Genomic DNA, 18,754 nt, shown 5'->3' with positions numbered 1-18,754 from the left:
CTTATTTATTGAGGAGTTCAAATTGTCCCATTCTGATTATGTGATTGAAATGAGAAATATCCGCAAGGAATTCCCCGGAATTGTGGCAAACGATGATATTACTCTCCGGGTTAAACAGGGAGAGATTCACGCAATTTTGGGAGAAAACGGAGCCGGAAAATCGACCCTGATGAGTATTCTTTTCGGCCTATATCATGCCGATACGGGAGAAATCTTTGTAAAGGGTGAAAAGGTAAAGATCAACAGCCCTAACGATGCCAATGATTTAGGTATAGGAATGGTACATCAGCATTTTAAACTCATCCACAATTTTACCGTAACAGAAAACATCATTTTAGGGAAAGAATATGGTTTTATTTTAAACAAAAAAGATGCCGAAAAACGCATAAAACAATTAAGCGATAAATACGGTCTTTTTATTGAACCCGATGCTGTTATAAGTAATATAACTGTAGGTATGCAGCAAAGGGTTGAAATCCTAAAAATGCTTTATCGGAATGCCGACATTCTCATCTTTGATGAACCTACGGCAGTTTTGACTCCTCAAGAAATAAGCGAACTTATGCAGATTATGCGTAATCTTGCTGCAGAGGGTAAGGCCGTCATCCTTATCACCCACAAATTACAGGAAATTTTGGATGTGGCCGACAAGTGTACGATTATAAGACGGGGAAAACTCATAGATGTTGTTGATGTGGCTTCTACAACAAAAAATGAGCTTGCTTCTAAAATGGTAGGCCGGCCTGTAGACTTTAAAGTTCCGAAAGGGCCTTCAAACCCCGGTGCCCCGATTCTTGAAATCAAGAACTTAAACGTATTAAAAGAAAAAAAACTTCCTGCAGTAAGCGATTTTTCTCTTGATGTAAGAGCCGGAGAAATTGTAGGTATAGCCGGTGTAGACGGAAACGGTCAAAGCGAACTGGTCTATGCTCTTTCCGGGCTCATTCCGTCGGAATCGGGCAGTATAGTTTTATCGGGAAAAGACATAACAAACCTTTCTATCAGAAAAAGAGCCGAGTCAGGCTTGGGTCATGTTCCTGAAGACAGGCAAAAGCACGGCCTTGTTTTGCAATACTCTATTGCCGAAAACATGGTCATAAAATCCTATTACACAAAAAATTTCCAAAAACACGGCTTTTTAAACAAAGAAAAAATAAAAAACTTTGCTCAAAAAATCAGTGAAGTTTTTGATGTACGCTCAGGTTCAGGTATAGGATCCCGAGCAGGAGATTTGAGCGGAGGAAATCAGCAAAAGGCTATTCTTGGAAGAGAAATAAGCCTCGATCCTCCTCTTTTAATAGCCGTCAACCCCACACGGGGTCTCGATGTTGGAGCTATAGAATCCATCCACAAGGAACTGGTAAAACACAGGGATAACGGAAGGGCTGTTCTTTTAATTTCCTTTGAGCTTGACGAAATTTTTAACCTTTCCGACAAGATAGCCGTAATGCACCGAGGTTCTTTAAGCGGTATTGTCCGCCCTGAGGAAACCACTGCCGAAGAAATAGGCCTTATGATGGCCGGTATGGGAGGAAAGAATGCATAAACTTAAAATAAAAAGCCTAAATTTTAAAGATTTTAACATAGCCGAAAATAATTTTATTATAAGTTTTTCCGCAGTCTTACTCGGTCTTATTGCAGGGGCCGTTTTTATAGCCGTTCTAGGTACAAACCCGTTTTCGGCCTTTTCATATCTTTTCCGGGGCGGTCTTATGAATATAGAACGAATCGGAAACACCCTTGCAACAGCTACAATTCTTCTTTTTGTAGGTTTATCCGTCAGCTTTGCCTTTAAAACGGGACTCTTCAATATAGGAGCTTCGGGCCAGATGTTGATGGGAGGTATGTTTGCCACAGTTATAGCATTAAACAGTTCTATGCCGCGGCCCGTTTTATTGCTTGTTTTAATAATAGCCGCTATGATAGGCGGTGCCGTTTGGGCGGCTCTTCCCGGGCTTTTAAAAGCTGTCTTCAATGTGCATGAAGTCGTTTCCACTATAATGATGAACTGGATAGCTTATTGGATAGTTTATTATTCGGTTCAAGGCTATCTAAAGGCCGAATTTATCGAAACCGAAAGCCGCTCTCTTGATGTAGAAAATACTTTGAGGGCCGAGTGGCTTAGTAAGCTGTTTGAAAGCGAGTATATAAATTACGGGATATTCCTAGGCATTTTAGGGATGATCTTGGTAAAAATAATATTGGACAAGACTACCTTGGGCTTTGAGTTAAAGGCTGCGGGATACAATAAGAGCGGAGCCGAATATGCGGGTATAAAGGTAAACAGAAACATTATCTTTTCGATGATGATAGCAGGAGCTCTTTCCGGGCTTGCAGGTTTAACCTACTATGCCGGCTATTCTCTTAACATGCAGATAGGAGTTTTGCCTTCGCAAGGTTTTGACGGAATAGCCGTTGCACTTTTAGGTGCGGGAAATTCGATAGGCGTTGCCTTAAGCGCCCTCTTTTTCGGTGTTCTTCATGTCGGAAAGGGATTTATGAGTGCCAACACGACCGTTCCGCCTGAAATAGCCGATACCATTATAGCCGTCATTATCTATTTTACGGCTACAAGTTTATTGTTAAAGAGGTTTTGGTCTAAAATCCAAAAAAATAAGAAAAAAGCCGTCAAGGAGGCAGACTAATTATGTGGCATACTTTAACTTCTATATTTCCATATGTTATAGCATATACGATTCCGCTTTTAGTTACTTCTTTAGGCGGCCTTTACAGCGAAAGAAGCGGAGTAGTAAACTTAGGGCTTGAAGGCCTCATGCTTGTAGGCAGCTTTGCCGCAGCTATTACCATTAACCTATTAGAAGGATTAGTTCCATCGGGTTTTCTTATTCCTATCGGTCTTTTGGCCGCCGTAATTATAGGCATTTTATATTCTCTTTTGCATGCCTTTGCTTCGATTACCTTAAAAGCGGATCAGATTATAAGCGGTACCGCCATCAACATGTTGGCTGCAGCCTTAACGGTTTACTCCGCCAGAGCTATTTTAGGTTCGGGAAATGTCCGCATAAACAGCATAATCCGAAAAGACATTCCGGGGCTGGCAAATATTCCCGTTTTAGGTCCCTTATTCTTTTCTCAAAGTTATTGGAGCACGTGGCTTGTTTTGGCTATTTTGGTCTTTTCTTGGTTCTTATTGTATAAAACTTCTTTCGGTTTAAGACTCAGAGCATGCGGAGAACATCCGTCAGCTGTAGCCAGTGCAGGTGTAAATGTTCATAAGATGCGCTATTTTGCCGTATGTGCTAGCGGGGCCTTGGCAGGTTTAGGCGGAGCCGTTATCCTTGTAACCTATTCCGGGGAATTTAACGGAAGTGTTGACGGCCTCGGCTTTTTAGCCCTTGCAGCTCTAATCTTCGGACAATGGAAGCCTTTGGGGATCCTAGGTGCAACCTTCTTTTTCGGTTTTGCCAGAACTGTCGCAAACGTCTCTCAGGTTATACCCTCTTTAAGCCTAATCCCGCCGATTTGGCTTAAAATTTTCCCCTATGCGGTAACCCTGATAGCCCTTGTTCTTTTCAGCAAAAATTCGGCAGCACCTAAGGCTGACGGTGAACCCTATTAAAAGGCCTTTAAGGAGAGCTTATGATAAAAAAAACTATCCGTATAAATCTTGCGTTTTTTATTATTTTTACGGCTCTTCATGTTTTTGCTCAAGAAAATAGTGCCGATTCTTCATCTGCTCAAAAACTTGAAATAGAAGGCCTTTGGGAAAACGGAGGACGGTTTATAGAATTTTCGATAAAAGACAGAACAAAAGACTTTCTCGATATGAGGGTTGTTTTAAAACCCTATTACCGCTTTGTCTATGAGAATATTGGAGAGTTTAAAACCTCGATAGAAACATTGCCTGATTCAAAGTCTCAATTTTACTTAAGAGTGAGCTATCCTTATGTCAAAAAAACCGTTGTTTTTCCCGTATGTTTAGAAAAAGGCTTCTTTTTTACATCCTTTTATAAAAAAGTAAAGCAAAACGATGATGAGACAAATATTATATCCAAAGACAAAAAAGGACTGTTGGACGGTTTTTGGATAGAGCAGGGAAGCCCTGACGGTATTCTCCTTTATCCTAATGATGCTCCCGAATCTATCGACGCTTACTTTTTTAACGGAGACGATTATATCAGATTCCGCTACTGGCTCGATGATCTTGAATACAATAATAAAAAAGTTTATGTGGAAGGAAATGACGGTATCAAATACGAATTCCCGCGTCTTTTAAAACGAGGTGAACTTGTTTATTCGTGTGTTACCAATACCGGTAGTGTTTTGCGCAATTACGAAACCGGAAAATACACTGCTTTTTCTGATTCGAATGCAGAAAACACTAAGGGCTTTTTTTTAAGCTTTAAACCATTGGGAGCCGGTCCCGGAACTCATGCCGCTCCGGATACGTATCCAAAGGCACAATTTTCGGTTTTAGAAAATTTGCCTCTTTATATAATGGATGACGGAAAAGTCTTCGCCTTGGGTTCTCCCTTTTTGATTAGATCCGATGTTAAAGATCTGGATTCTGAAATCGAGAGACACAATGCAAAGCGAAGACCTCCGCCTGAACCGTCTATACCGAATGAGGATTTATAAACCGGAAGGAAGGAATAATGCATTATAAGGTTTTGTTTAGGATCGAAAAATTCAATTTAATCGATAAGTTAAGGCACAAGATAACCAATTATAAACGGTACTGTGAAGAGATGGGTGACACGGCAGAAATCGAAGTCGTTTTTGCCGGTGATGTTGTAAAACACTTTGAAAGCCTTGAAAACGATTTTACGGACTCAGGGCTCGACATAGCCTTGTGTCATAATGCCCTGACCGGACAAAATATGCCGGACATAAACTATAAAAACATAAGAACAGTGCGGGCAGGCATCGGCGAAATTATCACAAGAAAAGCAGAAGGTTATATAGAATATACTATCGAATAAATAAAAAACGCCGATTATTTTTTTAAAAATTTTTAATCGGCGTTTTTTATATAAGGTAAGACCTTAATCTTTAGGCCATGTCAGGGTCTTTTCACAAAGAGCCGCAAAGTCCTTGGCTATTTTTTTTGCATCACTTACGGGGATGACTGCTTCTTGGTTTAAGGTTTTTTCAAAGAAAAGCTCAATAGACTTAAATGTATCGGGAAGAGGGTAAAACAGGAAGGCAAAGTTAATACCAACCGGTTTTACTACCGTAAATGCCGAAATAGCTTCTTGCGGTTTCTGACTGTAGATAATGTTCGATTGGTTTTTTGCTGTGTGAATATTGGCTTCTTTAAATCTTAAAGGCACCTGAAAGTTTTTATCTCTAAAAACAGGTTCTACCGCTTTGTGCGGAAAGTTTGCAGGCTCGACCAAGAGAAAAAGTTTTTTTCCGTTAGTTTGGAACGTTAACCCGTCTCCGGTCATGTAGATGTCTTTTACCGTAGAATATGAGATGATTTCATATACACTATAAGCCGATTCTTCTTTGAAGAAAGAAGAAACAATGTATCCTTCATCCATAGGCAACTTATTTTGAGCATAGGCTTCAAAAAGATCAATAGCTTTTAAATTCGACATAAAAATCTCCTTTTGATTTATACATTGGATTATACAACATTTTTTTTAAGTCTGCAAGGCTTAAACTTGAACTTTGTCCATAATTTATAAAAAAGAGCTTGACATTTTTTGCATTTTTTAGCATAATGTCACCCTCAATTGGTGGGTATAGTTCAGGGGTAGAGCGCCAGATTGTGGTTCTGGTTGTCGTGGGTTCAAATCCCACTACCCACCCTATGCGGAGCGGTTAGGTTCCGCATCTTTTTGCGCCTGTAGCTCAGCTGGATAGAGCATCGGACTTCGAATCCGCAGGTCGCACGTTCGAATCGTGTCGGGCGCATAGATTTGCCGCCTATTTTACTGTTTTATTTCCATAATTTTTAATTACTTGACAAAACAGTCTGATTTTGATAGGCTTAAAAATCTATTTTTATTGTTATAAGAGGTGAAGAATGGCGATTAAACAGCCTAAGGGAAAAACAGTTAGACGACTCGGCGTTAATATTTACGGTAATCCGAAGTATGACAGACTTTTGGATCGTAAGCCGAATGGTCCCGGAAAAGAACGCGGCGCAAGAAAACGGGGCAAGACTTCTGTTTATGGTGAACAATTAAAGGAAAAACAAAAATTCAGATTTGCTTATGGAATTTCGGAACGGCAGTTTAGAAATTTATATAAAAAAGCAAGCCGAATGCCCGGTGTTACCGGTGATAATATGATTTCCTTGATGGAACAGCGTTTGGATAATACGATTTATCGAATGGGCTTTGCTATCAGCCGTGCACAGGCCAGACAAATGGTCACGCATGCTTATTTCTTTATTAACGGAAAGCCCGTAAACATTCCCTCGATGTGCGTAAGCGTAAACGATGTTATTACAACAAAAAATAAAAAGGGTATTCAAAACCTTATCCGTCATAATATGAGCACTTCTCAAAATTCGAGAGGTTCATGGCTCACGATTGATGACGAAAAACTTTCTGCTACGGTAAATATTTTGCCTGTAGCTACGGATATTCAGCCTGTAGGAAATATTCAGAACGTTGTTGAATACTATTCAAGAAATGCTTAAGCCTTAGTTTGGTCTTAAGTTATTGCATAAAAAGGCTCATTCACGGAATGGGCCTTTTTTATTTATACCTCTCATGCTTGATTTTTTACTCCTTTAGTTCTATAATGTTAAACATAATGAAATTTGGAGAGTTGAAATGAGCGATAATTCCGAAACTTTTTTAAACGAAAAAAATGATGAAGTAGTAACTTCAAAAAGCAATGAAGAAATTTTAGAAAATGCTGAACAAACTCAGCCTAAAACTGAAGAAGCATCGGCTGTTGAAGAAGCTCCTAAAAAAGACGCAAAGACTAAAAAAATTAAAAAAAAGCACGGCGTTTTTTTTAAGATCGGAGTCAGCCTTTTAGTAATTGTACTTGTATTGTTTTTGCCCATCATAGGTTTTCTTGCTTATTCTGCAATCGACAGTATAAATCCTATAGAGTATATCCCTGAAGGACATTATGCCTATGTAAACATAGATTCTGCAGGAGAGCTTTTACAAAAAACTCTTTCGGTACAAACATTGGATTCTGTGTTAAGCTCGCCTGACACAGCGCGGCTTCAAGGTGCTGTCCGCTCTTTTAGAGCCTTGCCCATGCTGTCCTCATGGTGGTTCGGTATCGCTTCAAATGTTACTTTAGACATAGCGGCCTATCCCGGCGATAATTTTTTGATTTTCGGTAAATTGGGTTTCCGTTCAGCCGGAACGAGACTTTTACCTTTAATATTGAGATTTAACTCTGAGCTGCTTTCCGATTTAAAGGAACTTAAAAATGTTGACGAAAACGGCATAAATTTTTGGCAATACGATTTAGGCGGCGGTCAAAGCATCTACTTCTTAAATTATAAGGATTCTGTAATTGCTTCTACATCAAAGAGCTTATTTTTTTCGGCTCTTTCCAAAAAGAATGAAGATGAACACATAAAAACTTTGCGTAAATTTATTAAAGAAAAAAGAGGCGGAACTTTGAGTGTATTGAGCGATGTAAATTATTTTACCAAAGATACGCCTAAAGATGATTCTATAAGCAATAACGTTGTGCGCTCTCTTAAATTTCCGGAAGCGGCAAAAATAGATCTTACTTTGGATTATAAGGACATAAGTTTTTCGGGGCTTTGTAAGTGGGAAACCGAATCGGAAGGTTTAAATACGATTCTCCAAAGACAGGCCTTTATTCCGGGAATATTGAACAGGCTTCCTAAGTCTGCCGACTATATAAGCTTGATAAATATGGGAGATCCGCAATTTATATTCCAAAACGGAAAGGATATTTTAGGTTCGTCCATATTACAAGCTTATGCGTCTGCAAATAAGGCTTCCAAATTGATTTTTAGTAAAAGCATTGATGATTTGTTTTTTTCGTGGATAGGGGAGGAATTAGGCGTTTTTGAGGTAAAGCAATCGGATGTTCCGATATTTTTTGTTTCCTTAAAAGATGAAAAGCGATGCAGAGATGCCTTTGAGCTGATTTATTCTTCATTTTTTGTAAACAGAAATATTTCTGCTCTTGTAGACGGAATCAGAATACCGCGTATAGAATTCCCCGGCATTTTAACCGCTCTTTTGAGAGCTTTTAAAGTTGAACTTCCCACTCCTTTTTATGTGATTGAAGGCGGTTACCTTTATCTTTCCCAAAGCTCGGAAGCTCTTGCGTCTATGTTAAATGATGTAAAAAGAGGAAATCTGCTTGTAAAAACCGAAAACTGGAAAAACATAACAAGAGCAATTTCTCCGGAAACATCCGTTTTTGTTTATTATAATTTGGAAAATCAAATTCCGTCATTTTTAAGAACTAACGAAGTTTTGCAATCCGTGTTAAAAGGTTTTGGAAGAGGCTTGATCTCAATCCGTTTTGAAAAAGAAAAGACCGTTAAATTTGAAGTCTATGCTCAAAAAACCGAGGCTCATTCCTTGGGTGAACTTTCCGCATTCCCATATGATGCTAATTCCAAATTAAGCTCATACCTTTATTGCGGAAAAGGAGCAAACAATGAGCCCTTTGCTTATTGGACAAGCGGAGCAAATCTATATGCTTTAAATCTGGCAGATAAACAATTAAAGTCGATTAAACTGGATGATAAGGCTTATTTAAACCTTGAAACAAAAAAAGGTATTGTAAATTCCGTTTGGGCTGTGTCTGCTCGGGGTACGGTTTATAAAACAGATTACAATTTGACTGTGTCTTCAGGGTTCCCGATTTTAACCGGTGAAAAGTTAAATGCTCCTCCTTCCGTTATCGAAGATAAGATGGTTGTTCCTGTTGCCAATAAACCGGTTCTTTTATATGTGGAAAGTTCTGCTTCCTTTTATTTTTCGGAGGAGATGAATACCCGCTTACGAAGTTCTCCTTCGGTATTTGGAACATTTATTACGGCTGTTCCGCGCTCGTTTGACAGCTTCATGTATGTTTTTGACGATAAGGGTAAAATTGTTTCAGGTTATCCCAAGGAACTGGATGGAATTTCTGCAGCTCAGCCGATATTGTATAAAAATAACACTTATGAAGCTGTTTTGACGGAGCAGGGTTTGTTTTCTCTTAAACCTTCAAGTATATTATCTGGAAAAGAAGGGGAGTCTTATTCCATAGATCTTAATACCTCGTGTAAGGCCCAGCCCGTTTATTCAGACAACCTAAAAATGTTCTTTTTGGTTACGGATAACGGCTTTTTATATAAACTTGATACCGAGTGTAATGTAATAGATAAAATTCCTTTAAAGCAAAAAAATGCTTCTGATTACCTTATTACCCTTATTGACCTTGATTCAGACGGATATGACGAAGTTCTTGTTTCGGGAGGCGGAAATTCCATATATGCTTATAATGCCAACTTCTCTCCGGTAAACGGTTTTCCGGTTGCGGGAACGGGTATTCCCCATCTTATTGATGTAGACGGAAACGGAAGACCGGAATTGATAACTTGCGGAATAGATAACCGAATTCATTCTTATACAGGGGTTTCAAAATGAAAAAAACTTTATTTTTAGTGGTTATTGCTTTTGTACTTTTTGTGTCCTGTTCGACAATGCAAAAAGATTCAATTTATTCTACTACCTCATCTCGGGATAATATTCGGAATATCGAAAACATTGAGGTAAACATAGTAAAGCAATACCGTGAGAGCAGTCAGGAAAAAATTGATCAGATAAAAAAAGATTTAAATAATCTCTTGGCAGTTCCGTCGTCGGATAGATCCTATCTTTCTTTGGTATACGCCCTTTATGCCGACTACTTTTTACTCGGCAGGGACAGAACGTCGGCCAAGCGTATGCTTAAGACGGCTGAAAGTTATAATCCTCACGAGGAATATGTGCAGCTCGTTAAATCGAGACTTATCGAAAAGACTGAAGACCGAAAGGACTATTTGATTTCGATGATTAAATTGAATCCTACGGCTTATAGGCTGCAATCTGAATTAGGCTTTGTATATTATCTTTTGAAAGATTACACGAATGCTCTTGTTGCATTTGATGCTTCATTGGATTTTTTAAATGAAGAGTACAGCCTTCTTTATGGTGAAAAGAGGGAATATTGCCGCAAATTCTATAAGGTCGATTCGGACTTAAAAAAAACTACTGCTCAGATTTTAACTCAAAGTAAAATAAGCTTAATAGATATGGCGACTCTTACTCAGGATAATACCCATGCTCTCGACTCGATTACAGGTACGGCTTTTTGGAGACCTGCAATGCTTGCCGACAGGTTAAAGGCTGCAGGCTGGTATGACGATTCGGTAAGCCTTTCAAATGGAAAAGCTAAAAGAAGGGATGCGGCTCTTTTTTTGTGGCACCTTCTTATCGGTAATGACAATGAAGCTCTAACTCAATACAGCCGCCAATATGTCTATAGCGGGAAACCAAGCCCGATACAGGATGTAGCCATAGACGGAGTTTTCTTTGATGCAATCATAGGCACCGTAGAAGAAGATATTATACCTCTGATCGACGGCCGTCTCTTTGTTCCCGACGGCGATGTTTCAGGGCTTGACTTTTACGAATGGCTCAAAAAAGCCGATGCCCTGAGGTAAAACTAAAAAAACGGTAAGGGTCGAATGAGGAGGTGCACTTCGACATTTGACCTTATGTACTTCGTTATTTGTATTTAGGAAACAAAAACTCTAAAATTCCAAAATGAAAGGGACTAAGGATGTACATTTCATAAACGGACACGGATGTCCGTGGTTTGAACTAGGAGAGTTTTGCGGGAGTAAAACTCTGAGATGAAAAATGTACAAGGATGTACATTTTTCATCCAACCTCTTGAACTTTTAGGATCTTTTGTGTATTATACAGTAGTGTATTTTGTAGAGCTTTTAATAGTTTTATTTTGATCCGTTAGCTCAGTTGGATAGAGCGGCTGCCTCCTAAGCAGCAGGTCGGACGTTCGAATCGTCTACGGGTCATTTTTTTAATTCGTGCAAGGCATCGAAGGGGTAAACTCCTTTGACATCTGTGAGCACTACATTATCAAGGGCGGAGCCGAAGATTATCGGTGTATCTCCGCCCATAAATTCCGAAATAACCTGCCTGCAGGCTCCGCAAGGGCTTACCGGGTAATCCGCATCGGGTGTTGCGATGGCAATAGCCTTAAAATCCTTTTTTCCTTCAGAAACCGCCTTAAATATTGCAGTACGTTCTGCGCAGTTTGTAAGGCCGTAAGAGCGGTTTTCTACATTTACGCCTGTTACAATAGAACCGTCTTCCAACAAAAGGGCTGCGCCCACATGAAAATTAGAGTAGGGGGCATAGGCTTTTTTTGCAGCCTCAAGGGCTGTTTTGAATAAATTTTCTAACTGACTTGAAATTTCCATAAAAGTAGTATATCATATTTTTTATGTTATTTAAAGGAAAAAATAAATTTATTTTTATTGGTGTAATAATTCTTCTTGTTATATATATCTTTGCGGCCGCTGTTCCTATGCGGGAAGATGTTTATCTGATGCCTTTGTGGTCTTCACCCATACCTCAAGTCCAAAACGGACAAATTTATTCCGGAGAAGCAGGGGCATCCGCTGATGAGCTTAAACAAAGATTTACCGGAAAAAAGCCCATTGCTTTTTCTTTGGGGAATTTATTCGGGTATTTTACAGAGGACGGCGAAATTTTGCGGGCTGAAACTGCTGAGGAAAGATTCAGCTCTTCTTTTTATGCTTGGGCAAAGTATCCCCAAAAAAATCTTTTTACGAATATTTATAAACCTGAGGAATTCGATTTGGAAAAACCTTTTTTGCATATCGATAAGCCCGGCTATGTTTACCTCGATAAAGATAGAATTTTTTTGTTTGAACCTGAAGGTTCTTCTCTTTCCCGATATGACAATACCGGCAAAAAATTGTGGCACTACACTCATGCCTTTCCTATAACCGCTTTTCAGTCCTCCAAGGCCGGTTGTGTGATAGGTCATTCCGACGGGCTTTTAGTATGCCTCGATTCCGATGGATATACTCTTTTTAGTTTTTACCCCGGCGGCAGTACCTATCAGGCAATAATGGGGGCTGCAATTTCGGAAGACGGAAAACAGGTGCTCTGCTTATGCGGGCTTGATAAGCAAAGGGCCGTTCTTATAAATATTTCGGGCCGGCAGCATAAAATAGTCTATCATTCGTATTTTGAAAAAGATTTAAGACGGCAGGTCTTTGCTTCGTTTGATGAAGCCGGAAATTTTGCCGTTTTTGAATCAGGCGATGGAATAGGCATTATTGATTGTAGAAATTTAAGTCTATCGCTTATAAAAGAAGAAGGTTTCGTTGCAGGTTTGGGCTTTCAAAATAAAAAAGATTTCTTGACCGTTCTTCTTCAAAAGGATGGTGAATGTTCTATTTTATTGATAGATCCGCCTAATTTTATGATGGGCAAAACAAAATTTAATTCTAAAAATGCTTTTTTAATTCAAAAAGAAAATAAAATATACATAGGTACCGATGATAAGATTACTGCATTGGAAATACGGGGGCTTTAAATGAAAAAAAATCTTTATATATTTTTATTTTTTATAACTTTTTTATACGCTTACTCCTTTGAATGGCCTGTAGAAAATCCTTCTCTTTTCCGTTTATTTGCTCAAAGAGATGTGGTCTCGGCTTCTGTCTCTCAGTCCTTGGTGTTTAAAGAGGTTGAGCAGGTGAGAGCTTCAGGTTACGGTAAACACGTAATAAGTATTGAAGAAAAAAACAGCACTCGCTTTTTTCCGAGCACCTTGGGAAATGCCCTTATTTTTATAGATGATGAGGGGCTGCAAACTGTGTACGGTAATCTTTCTGAGACGGATATTTTTGTATCCAGAAAAGAAACCGAGGCCGGTTCTATTTTGGGATATGCCGGAAAATCGGCATGGACTGAAGAAAGGAGTTTAATTTTTCAGGTTGCAGATACGCGCAATAACGTTTTGATAAATCCTCTCTTGTTTATGCCTGCCGTTGAAGAAACAACAGAGCCACAAATTCAAAATACCGTTTTGGTAAACGGAGATAAGCAGATAATCAATTTGGAAACGGCAAAAAAAATAAGGCAGGGAGCCTATGATCTTTATTCATTAATATTTGATTCAACCGAAAAAGGAGGTACTTCCCTTGCGCCTTTTAGAATTACGGTTTCCATTAATGGAATGAATATAGTCGACCTGCCATTTGAAGTCTTGAGTTCTGATGGTAAGGATCTTTACTTGCAAAATAAAAAGACATCTCTTTCCCTTTTGTATCAAAAAGAGGGTACAATGCATTTGGGAAAGATAAATTTACCCGCAGGAAAGATTGAGCTTATAATTACTGCCCTTGATAAAAGCGGCAATCAAAAAAGGTCTTCCTTTATTTTTCAGGTAGAGTAAAAAAGTTTTGTCTTAGTTTTGAGTTTCCAAAATCTTTTCTATATTTAATTCGCCTGCAAAGCAGGGAATGTTTATGTCCCAGTTTTCCAAAACTTGAGGATGAACCTCCCCGAATATGCCTATTTGTTCTCCCTTGTAAAGAAGGCCTGCCTGCCTGCCCGAAATAAAGCGCGGGTCATCGGTTTCGCAAACCTTATATTCTATTCCGAGGTAATATAAGAGGTTTGCCGCCTCGCTTGCTGCCGTGTTAAAGTTGGCGTTTTGCTCGGCCGTCAAAAAGCCTAAACTTTGGGCTGTACCTGTGCCTGTGGAGTGGGTATCGTCAAAAAAGGCAATTTTTCCCGTCTCAAAGATTTTATGAGGGTAGACCGCATTTGCAGATCCCATCTCGGCGTTTAAAAGAGAGGGTAGAATAGAGGGGCGCACAAACTGATAGTTTTCGGACATTGGGTTTGAAATCTCGATGACCGAAGATTCGTCGATGCACATTCTTTCGATATAGTCCTTTTTTGATCCCAAATAGTTAAAAATCATTTCCTGATAGCCCATGCCTATCATAAGGCCTTTTATTTTTCGGCTTAGCATGGTTGCAGGTAAAAGTCTTCCGATTGTAAATTCGTTGGGCGTTTCCGGAGTAAAGAAGTTCACTGTCTTACCCATCATCACGTCTTCGATTATGTCTACTTCATGTAAAAAGTCGTTGCGGTATGGAGAAGGTTTTAGCGTAATCTTATTGCCCGAAATTTCGGTTTCAGAGTCCATGCGTTTTAGGGCCTCGGCAATTTCTTCTGCCTTAAAGGAGGAACCTAAGAGCTTGTTGACGGCTTCTACTGTAGTTTGCGCATTTTCCTGAAAATAAAACGGGGTTGTGACGGTTTTTCCGTATCCGGTTTCATAAGGATGTTCTATTTTGACGGGAAGAATTGTGTATCCGCAGTCGGCAAAGTCGCAGGCGACTATATTGGCAGAAAGCAGGATGCTTGTCATGTCCGTACCTGTAAATTCTACAAAAAGATCGGCATCGCCTGCTTGGACGGCTCCTATCCTTGCACTGTTTATAACAGGCGGCATCGAAAGGACTTCTCCGTTTGCATCTTTTAAAAGGGGAAAGAGCTTTTTGTCTTCAAGCAAGGGAGCATACTCGATTCCCTTGGGATGTTCCTTTAGGATTTTTCGGCACGAAAGGGGCTTTTCCATGTCGAGCGGAGTGAACTCTTGTTTATCGGGATCTACAGCCGTATATTCTATCGGCCATTTTATAAGCTTTGAGCGATAAACTCCCATCGAAACGGTCTTTCGTTTTCTTCCGAAGTTGCGGCAAAGTTTTTCCTGTGTTTGAATTATGTCTGCAAGCATTAGCTCATCTATCGGCTTACCCGAAATTACAAAGCCCGCCGCAAAGGGACGGATTTCTTTAAGTTCGGGCGAAACCTTAACTACACGTTCGGCGGAGCTTTGAGTTTTTTCCTTTGACGAAAGAAAACTCTGATAGTTTTTTGTATTTGATTCGCCACCTGCATGAATGCGTAAAAGCCTTGTAAGGCCCGCAGTAGACCAAAGGTCGGGTCGGTTTGTGTCGTTTAATTCTATCTTAATAATCCTTTCCTTTTCGGGAAGCGAGGTATCGGGTTTTTCGTCAAGTTCTGCCTTGGCTGACGTTAAAATCTCTTCAAGTTTATCGTAATCGTGCTTTGCTTCGGGCTCTGTCCCGAGCTTTGCTCCCAGCATCTTAAAAAAAAGGCTTTCATTTACTTCAATCTTAGGCATTCTATCCTCCGCAGCTAAAAAAACTGGGAAGAATTATATCATAAATTGCGCCTTTGTGCTATAAGTGTAGAACAAAAACTTAAACAGAAGATGAAGGATTGGCAAAACTGCTTATTTGACAATAATACGAGTATCGGAGGCTATTTTAATGAAAAAAATTATTCTTATTTTGATAATTTTGTTTGAAGTTTTCAGCTTATACTCTCAAGAAGAAACGGAAGAAGAAATTGCAAGTATATTTGAATCATCCACTTCCGAGTATACGGATGAAATTTCGAAAACGGCAAATGAATTTTTCGGTATTGACGCAGGTATAAAAGGTCAAAGCGGAAAATGGCTTTCAGGAAGAAGTTCTGTCTTGATCGAAAAAGGTTTCCCTGAAAATACCTATGAAATCGATAAAATTTCAGATTCCGATTTATCGACGGCATGGGTGGAAGGTGCTAAAGGAGCCGGAAAGGAAGAATATGTGACTTCAACATGTTTTATCGATTATTCTTCAAACGAAAATACCGAAAAAAAGGTGAGGGTGGAGCTCAGGCTGAATAACGGTTTTTGTAAAAGCAACCAAGCATTTAAAAAGAATAACAGGGTAAAAGAGCTTAAAATAGCAATATATGAAGTTCCTATTGCTGCAACTCAGTTTTTTTATTGTGTGGATGGAACCCCTGTAATTTTACATGAGGGAAGAGTCAGCCTTTCAGATATAATGACCGAGCAAGTTTTTTCGTTTGATCTCGTTTTAAAGGGAAAACACGAGTATATTTTACCTCTTATTTTGGCAAGGTGCACTATAAAAGATGTTTACAAAGGAACCGACTACGATGATACATGTATTTCTGAGTTAAAGATTTCAGCTAAGTTTATAGAATAGGTTTGATTTAAACTATTTTTACAGAATAAGCGGATGATGGGAGTCGAACCCACGTCTCCAGCTTGGAAGGCTGGGGTAATAGCCGTTATACGACATCCGCAAGACTTTGGTATTATATAGATTTTTAAAATTTATGTCAATACTTTTTTTAAAAAAAACATAAAAATTGCAAGCGAATAACTATATCGGTTGCTTGGGTTATTTTAAAGTCTGTTTATGCTTAAAAGAACCGAATCTATAGTGGGAATTATCATTTTGGGCTTGATTTCGTGCTTTACAGATAATAATTTGTGAAAAACATCAAAAGCCTCCTGTACGGATTTTCCTATCCGGCTTTTGAAATTCATCCTTGCTTTAAGCATCCATTTCGAGATGTATATCATTCCGGTTAAAACAATAGCTTTTTCAAATCCTCTTAACAGGGCTTCATGGGTGATGTCTATGCTTCCTATGCTGAAAATTATCTTTCCTGTGGGCGGAAAAAGGTTGAAAACGGTAATGGCCGTAAACATAAAGATTAAATTTAAAAAATTAAGTTTTTGTTTGTCGGCAGCACAAAGGATCAGGGCTGCGCCCAAGACAACGGCTTGTACGGGCAAAAAAGGCACAAAGAGTAGGATTAAAAAAAGAGTGATACCTGAACCTATTCTAAGATATCTGTCTCTTATATTGTTTTTTACGGTTTGAGGATTATCCGTTTCAGAGACAAAATCGAACCTTCCGGCTTTTACCCTTTGGTACCACACGGACTGTACTTCAAATTCGGCAGAAAACCAGCCTAAAAATAAGGCTGTTAAGGCACCCAGAGAAAAGACCGGCGGAATTATGTACACAGCCGATTTTCCGAACATGAGCAAGACTGCTAAAAGAAATTGCAGACTGTTCGAAACGAAGGCGCCTGCCAAACTGATACCAATAAACGAAATAGCTTTCCGCGGTATTTTTCTCATGGCATACATTAAAAGGCCTGAGGAAAATGTTCCGATTGCCGAAAACAGCACTATGTACGAAAAAAGCGTTCCGGAAAGGAGGGCTTGGCCTAAAACCTTTATTGCTAAAAGAAGAACAAAGGCCGGAAAAGAAAAGAGGTCTAGGCCTAAAATGATGGGCAGATTTGCCAAACCTATCCTAAAAAAAGGAACCGGCTTTGGAATCATTATTTCTATTGCCGAAAGAAAAAAACAAAATCCTCCGAACAATGGAATAAGAGAATCTGCCCTTTTAGCGTTTAGTGGCAACCTGAGCACCCGCAGCCGCAAGCATTTTCATCATATTCATGACCGCATCCGCAGCCGCAGCCTCCGGACATTTGCTGAATAAGAGCTTGTAGTTCTTCTTCGGTAGTCTTTTTTACCGATAAGACTTTTACGTCAAAATGAAGAGTTTCTCCTGCCAGAGGATGATTTGCGTCTATCGTAATCTTATCACCGTCTATTTTTGTAATTCTTACAATTCTGGAATGATGACCTTCACCTGCTTCAAAGTCCATACCTACTTCAAGTTCTACACCCTCAGGAAATTGAGCTCTGGTTGTTTCGACAATTAAATCGTCAAAGATTTCACCGTAAGCTTCTTCGGGAGGAACAACTTGTTTAAACTCGGCTCCTTCTTCCTTGCCTTCAAGAGCTTTTTCCAGGCCTGAAATAATCATATTATATCCGTGGATATACTCCAACGGACCCATTACATCGGACGAATCAAGGATTTCGCCGTTAGCATCTTTCAGTGTGTATTCCATACTGACTGTTGTATCTTTTTCTATTTTCATCATAAAGATAATACATGTTTTATAAACAAAAATCAAGAGTAATGTTACCTCTTGATTTTTTATATAAAATGCCTTAAACTTATGTTAATGCAAAATGGTTGCAGTTTTCAACAATGTACCGGAGGACAAAATGTTACCTTTTTATTTTCTTTCAATCACAACAAATTTGATTATGGGTCTTATTCTTGTATTTTTTGACAAGACTGTCAGAGGTGATGAACCTGCCGACCGCGAAAATAAGTATCCGGTTTTAAGGGATTCAACCTTTTTACTCTTATTGACTATATTTTCAGGGTTTACGGCAATCTCAAAGATGCTCAGCCCTGTAGGAACAAATATAGTAATATTGGGAGATTTTTTACCTGTTGTTGCCGGGCTTGCAGGTTCAATGGTCTTTTTGGGAAGATATTTGGAATCTAACGAGAATGTTACATCTTTACCCGATTTTTTCGGCTTATTAAGAAACTATGACGAAATAATCGGTTATGTATGTTTAGCATCTTCTGCCTTGCACCTGTTATTTTCAAAAGCTATCTTTCTTTAATCTATGAAGCGGTTTACAGTTGTTTTTTTAGCTTTGATTTTTATAACCGCCGTTTCGTGTTCAAGGGAAAGCCCTTTGCAGACCTTGGAATTGCCGCCTGATTCGGCCATGAATGATGCAAACCGCTTTGCCTTAATAGTTGAAACCTATGTTTCTCTTTTGGATAAACCCGGTGATGACGGCATAACTATTTCTCATGCCAGAAAGCTGGATGTTTTCCCTGTTGAAGGGCTTGAAATCGTAAAAGAAGACGAAAAACAAATTCTTTGGGTTAATTTGGGAAAAGGCTGGGTAAAACGGTCAAGTGTTCAGCTTTATTCTTCCAAAGAAAAAGTGTTGACTGCGGCAAAAAAATTAAAATAAAGGCTTTTTTTGCCGATAT

General features: G+C 39.2%; 18 protein-coding genes and 4 tRNA genes. 16 read left to right on the top strand and 6 right to left on the bottom strand.

Features of this window, described 5'->3' with window-relative positions:
- Positions 1-22: 22 nt before the first annotated feature.
- The 5 genes from E4O01_RS06920 to E4O01_RS06900 are packed head-to-tail and all read left to right on the top strand — an operon-like array spanning position 23 to position 4,943.
- Positions 23-1,546 (top strand): ABC transporter ATP-binding protein, encoded by a 1,524-nt coding sequence (locus E4O01_RS06920; RefSeq protein ID WP_305879943.1) that lies wholly within the window; start codon positions 23-25, stop codon positions 1,544-1,546.
- Positions 1,539-2,645, top strand: a complete 1,107-nt coding sequence (locus tag E4O01_RS06915) for an ABC transporter permease (protein ID WP_253695045.1) — start codon at positions 1,539-1,541, stop codon at positions 2,643-2,645. Before E4O01_RS06920 ends, E4O01_RS06915 begins: the two co-directional genes overlap by 8 nt.
- 2 nt (positions 2,646-2,647) lie before the next feature.
- Positions 2,648-3,580 (top strand): ABC transporter permease, encoded by a 933-nt coding sequence (locus E4O01_RS06910; protein WP_253695044.1) that lies wholly within the window; start codon positions 2,648-2,650, stop codon positions 3,578-3,580.
- A 20-nt stretch (positions 3,581-3,600) separates the two neighbouring features.
- The gene (locus E4O01_RS06905; RefSeq protein WP_253695043.1) at positions 3,601-4,599 is read left to right on the top strand and encodes a hypothetical protein; all 999 of its coding nucleotides are present in this window, start codon (positions 3,601-3,603) and stop codon (positions 4,597-4,599) included.
- Positions 4,600-4,616: 17 nt separating this feature from the next.
- The gene (locus E4O01_RS06900; protein WP_253695042.1) at positions 4,617-4,943 is read left to right on the top strand and encodes a DsrE family protein; all 327 of its coding nucleotides are present in this window, start codon (positions 4,617-4,619) and stop codon (positions 4,941-4,943) included.
- Between the two features lie 63 nt (positions 4,944-5,006).
- On the opposite strand, the gene E4O01_RS06895 is transcribed toward E4O01_RS06900, so the two are convergent.
- On the bottom strand, positions 5,007-5,564 hold the full coding sequence (locus E4O01_RS06895) for a hypothetical protein (protein ID WP_253695041.1): 558 nt from the start codon (positions 5,562-5,564) through the stop codon (positions 5,007-5,009).
- A 141-nt stretch (positions 5,565-5,705) separates the two neighbouring features.
- Here E4O01_RS06895 and E4O01_RS06890 point away from each other — a divergent pair.
- The 6 genes from E4O01_RS06890 to E4O01_RS06865 all read left to right on the top strand — a co-directional run bounded on the left by E4O01_RS06890 (position 5,706) and on the right by E4O01_RS06865 (position 10,999).
- A tRNA-His gene (locus E4O01_RS06890) sits at positions 5,706-5,777 on the top strand.
- A 32-nt stretch (positions 5,778-5,809) separates the two neighbouring features.
- Positions 5,810-5,883: transfer RNA gene (locus E4O01_RS06885), tRNA-Arg, on the top strand.
- 112 nt (positions 5,884-5,995) lie between these two features.
- Complete coding sequence (rpsD, locus tag E4O01_RS06880; RefSeq protein ID WP_253695040.1) at positions 5,996-6,616, top strand: 30S ribosomal protein S4; 621 nt, start codon at positions 5,996-5,998, stop codon at positions 6,614-6,616.
- Positions 6,617-6,752: 136 nt separating this feature from the next.
- A complete protein-coding gene (locus tag E4O01_RS06875; protein ID WP_253695039.1) occupies positions 6,753-9,566 on the top strand; it encodes an FG-GAP repeat domain-containing protein in 2,814 nt (937 codons plus the stop codon).
- On the top strand, positions 9,563-10,624 hold the full coding sequence (locus E4O01_RS06870; protein ID WP_253695038.1) for a tetratricopeptide repeat protein: 1,062 nt from the start codon (positions 9,563-9,565) through the stop codon (positions 10,622-10,624). The genes E4O01_RS06875 and E4O01_RS06870 overlap by 4 nt, the downstream gene beginning before the upstream one ends.
- Before the next feature lie 301 nt (positions 10,625-10,925).
- A tRNA-Arg gene (locus E4O01_RS06865) sits at positions 10,926-10,999 on the top strand.
- Here the strand turns inward: E4O01_RS06865 and E4O01_RS06860 are convergent.
- Positions 10,997-11,407, bottom strand: coding sequence for a cytidine deaminase (locus E4O01_RS06860; RefSeq protein WP_253695037.1), 411 nt, complete (start codon positions 11,405-11,407; stop codon positions 10,997-10,999). The two genes, E4O01_RS06865 and E4O01_RS06860, sit on opposite strands and share 3 nt — an antisense overlap.
- Before the next feature lie 23 nt (positions 11,408-11,430).
- Between E4O01_RS06860 and E4O01_RS06855 the strand changes: the two genes are divergently transcribed.
- Both E4O01_RS06855 and E4O01_RS06850 read left to right on the top strand, forming a co-directional pair.
- Complete coding sequence (locus tag E4O01_RS06855) at positions 11,431-12,555, top strand: hypothetical protein (RefSeq protein ID WP_253695036.1); 1,125 nt, start codon at positions 11,431-11,433, stop codon at positions 12,553-12,555.
- Positions 12,556-13,419, top strand: a complete 864-nt coding sequence (locus tag E4O01_RS06850) for a M23 family metallopeptidase (protein WP_253695035.1) — start codon at positions 12,556-12,558, stop codon at positions 13,417-13,419.
- A 12-nt stretch (positions 13,420-13,431) separates the two neighbouring features.
- On the opposite strand, the gene pheT is transcribed toward E4O01_RS06850, so the two are convergent.
- Positions 13,432-15,186: a phenylalanine--tRNA ligase subunit beta gene (gene pheT, locus E4O01_RS06845; RefSeq protein WP_253695034.1), complete on the bottom strand. Its 1,755-nt coding sequence runs from the start codon at positions 15,184-15,186 to the stop codon at positions 13,432-13,434.
- A gap of 148 nt (positions 15,187-15,334) precedes the next feature.
- On the opposite strand from pheT, the gene E4O01_RS06840 reads away from it, so the two are divergent.
- Positions 15,335-16,060, top strand: coding sequence for an NADase-type glycan-binding domain-containing protein (locus E4O01_RS06840; protein ID WP_253695033.1), 726 nt, complete (start codon positions 15,335-15,337; stop codon positions 16,058-16,060).
- Positions 16,061-16,088: 28 nt separating this feature from the next.
- On the opposite strand, the gene E4O01_RS06835 is transcribed toward E4O01_RS06840, so the two are convergent.
- The 3 genes from E4O01_RS06835 to E4O01_RS06825 all read right to left on the bottom strand — a co-directional run bounded on the left by E4O01_RS06835 (position 16,089) and on the right by E4O01_RS06825 (position 17,831).
- A tRNA-Gly gene (locus E4O01_RS06835) sits at positions 16,089-16,160 on the bottom strand.
- 103 nt (positions 16,161-16,263) lie between these two features.
- Positions 16,264-17,259: a Gx transporter family protein gene (locus E4O01_RS06830; RefSeq protein ID WP_371819641.1), complete on the bottom strand. Its 996-nt coding sequence runs from the start codon at positions 17,257-17,259 to the stop codon at positions 16,264-16,266.
- Positions 17,260-17,288: 29 nt separating this feature from the next.
- Positions 17,289-17,831 (bottom strand): FKBP-type peptidyl-prolyl cis-trans isomerase, encoded by a 543-nt coding sequence (locus tag E4O01_RS06825; protein WP_253695031.1) that lies wholly within the window; start codon positions 17,829-17,831, stop codon positions 17,289-17,291.
- A gap of 127 nt (positions 17,832-17,958) precedes the next feature.
- On the opposite strand from E4O01_RS06825, the gene E4O01_RS06820 reads away from it, so the two are divergent.
- Positions 17,959-18,372 carry a hypothetical protein gene (locus tag E4O01_RS06820; RefSeq protein WP_253695030.1) on the top strand — a complete coding sequence of 138 codons (414 nt, stop codon included), beginning with the start codon at positions 17,959-17,961 and terminating at the stop codon, positions 18,370-18,372.
- 3 nt (positions 18,373-18,375) lie between these two features.
- A complete protein-coding gene (locus tag E4O01_RS06815; protein WP_253695029.1) occupies positions 18,376-18,735 on the top strand; it encodes a hypothetical protein in 360 nt (119 codons plus the stop codon).
- Positions 18,736-18,754 lie beyond the last annotated feature (19 nt).

It is taken from the genome of Treponema sp. OMZ 790 (assembly GCF_024181285.1).
Classification (GTDB): Bacteria; Spirochaetota; Spirochaetia; order Treponematales; family Treponemataceae; genus Treponema_B.
The sequence above is the reverse complement of the archived record's forward strand: the minus strand, read 5'-3'. Positions and strand labels throughout refer to the sequence as shown.

Coding starts and splice junctions, on each gene's coding strand:
- E4O01_RS06915 (WP_253695045.1), top strand. CDS start 1,539: ATGCATAAACTTAAAATAAAAAGCCTAAATTTTAAAGATTTTAACATA.
- E4O01_RS06910 (WP_253695044.1), top strand. CDS start 2,648: ATGTGGCATACTTTAACTTCTATATTTCCATATGTTATAGCATATACG.
- E4O01_RS06905 (WP_253695043.1), top strand. CDS start 3,601: ATGATAAAAAAAACTATCCGTATAAATCTTGCGTTTTTTATTATTTTT.
- E4O01_RS06900 (WP_253695042.1), top strand. CDS start 4,617: ATGCATTATAAGGTTTTGTTTAGGATCGAAAAATTCAATTTAATCGAT.
- E4O01_RS06895 (WP_253695041.1), bottom strand. CDS start 5,564: ATGTCGAATTTAAAAGCTATTGATCTTTTTGAAGCCTATGCTCAAAAT.
- rpsD (WP_253695040.1), top strand. CDS start 5,996: ATGGCGATTAAACAGCCTAAGGGAAAAACAGTTAGACGACTCGGCGTT.
- E4O01_RS06875 (WP_253695039.1), top strand. CDS start 6,753: ATGAGCGATAATTCCGAAACTTTTTTAAACGAAAAAAATGATGAAGTA.
- E4O01_RS06870 (WP_253695038.1), top strand. CDS start 9,563: ATGAAAAAAACTTTATTTTTAGTGGTTATTGCTTTTGTACTTTTTGTG.
- E4O01_RS06860 (WP_253695037.1), bottom strand. CDS start 11,407: ATGGAAATTTCAAGTCAGTTAGAAAATTTATTCAAAACAGCCCTTGAG.
- E4O01_RS06855 (WP_253695036.1), top strand. CDS start 11,431: ATGTTATTTAAAGGAAAAAATAAATTTATTTTTATTGGTGTAATAATT.
- E4O01_RS06850 (WP_253695035.1), top strand. CDS start 12,556: ATGAAAAAAAATCTTTATATATTTTTATTTTTTATAACTTTTTTATAC.
- pheT (WP_253695034.1), bottom strand. CDS start 15,186: ATGCCTAAGATTGAAGTAAATGAAAGCCTTTTTTTTAAGATGCTGGGA.
- E4O01_RS06840 (WP_253695033.1), top strand. CDS start 15,335: ATGAAAAAAATTATTCTTATTTTGATAATTTTGTTTGAAGTTTTCAGC.
- E4O01_RS06825 (WP_253695031.1), bottom strand. CDS start 17,831: ATGATGAAAATAGAAAAAGATACAACAGTCAGTATGGAATACACACTG.
- E4O01_RS06820 (WP_253695030.1), top strand. CDS start 17,959: ATGTTACCTTTTTATTTTCTTTCAATCACAACAAATTTGATTATGGGT.
- E4O01_RS06815 (WP_253695029.1), top strand. CDS start 18,376: ATGAAGCGGTTTACAGTTGTTTTTTTAGCTTTGATTTTTATAACCGCC.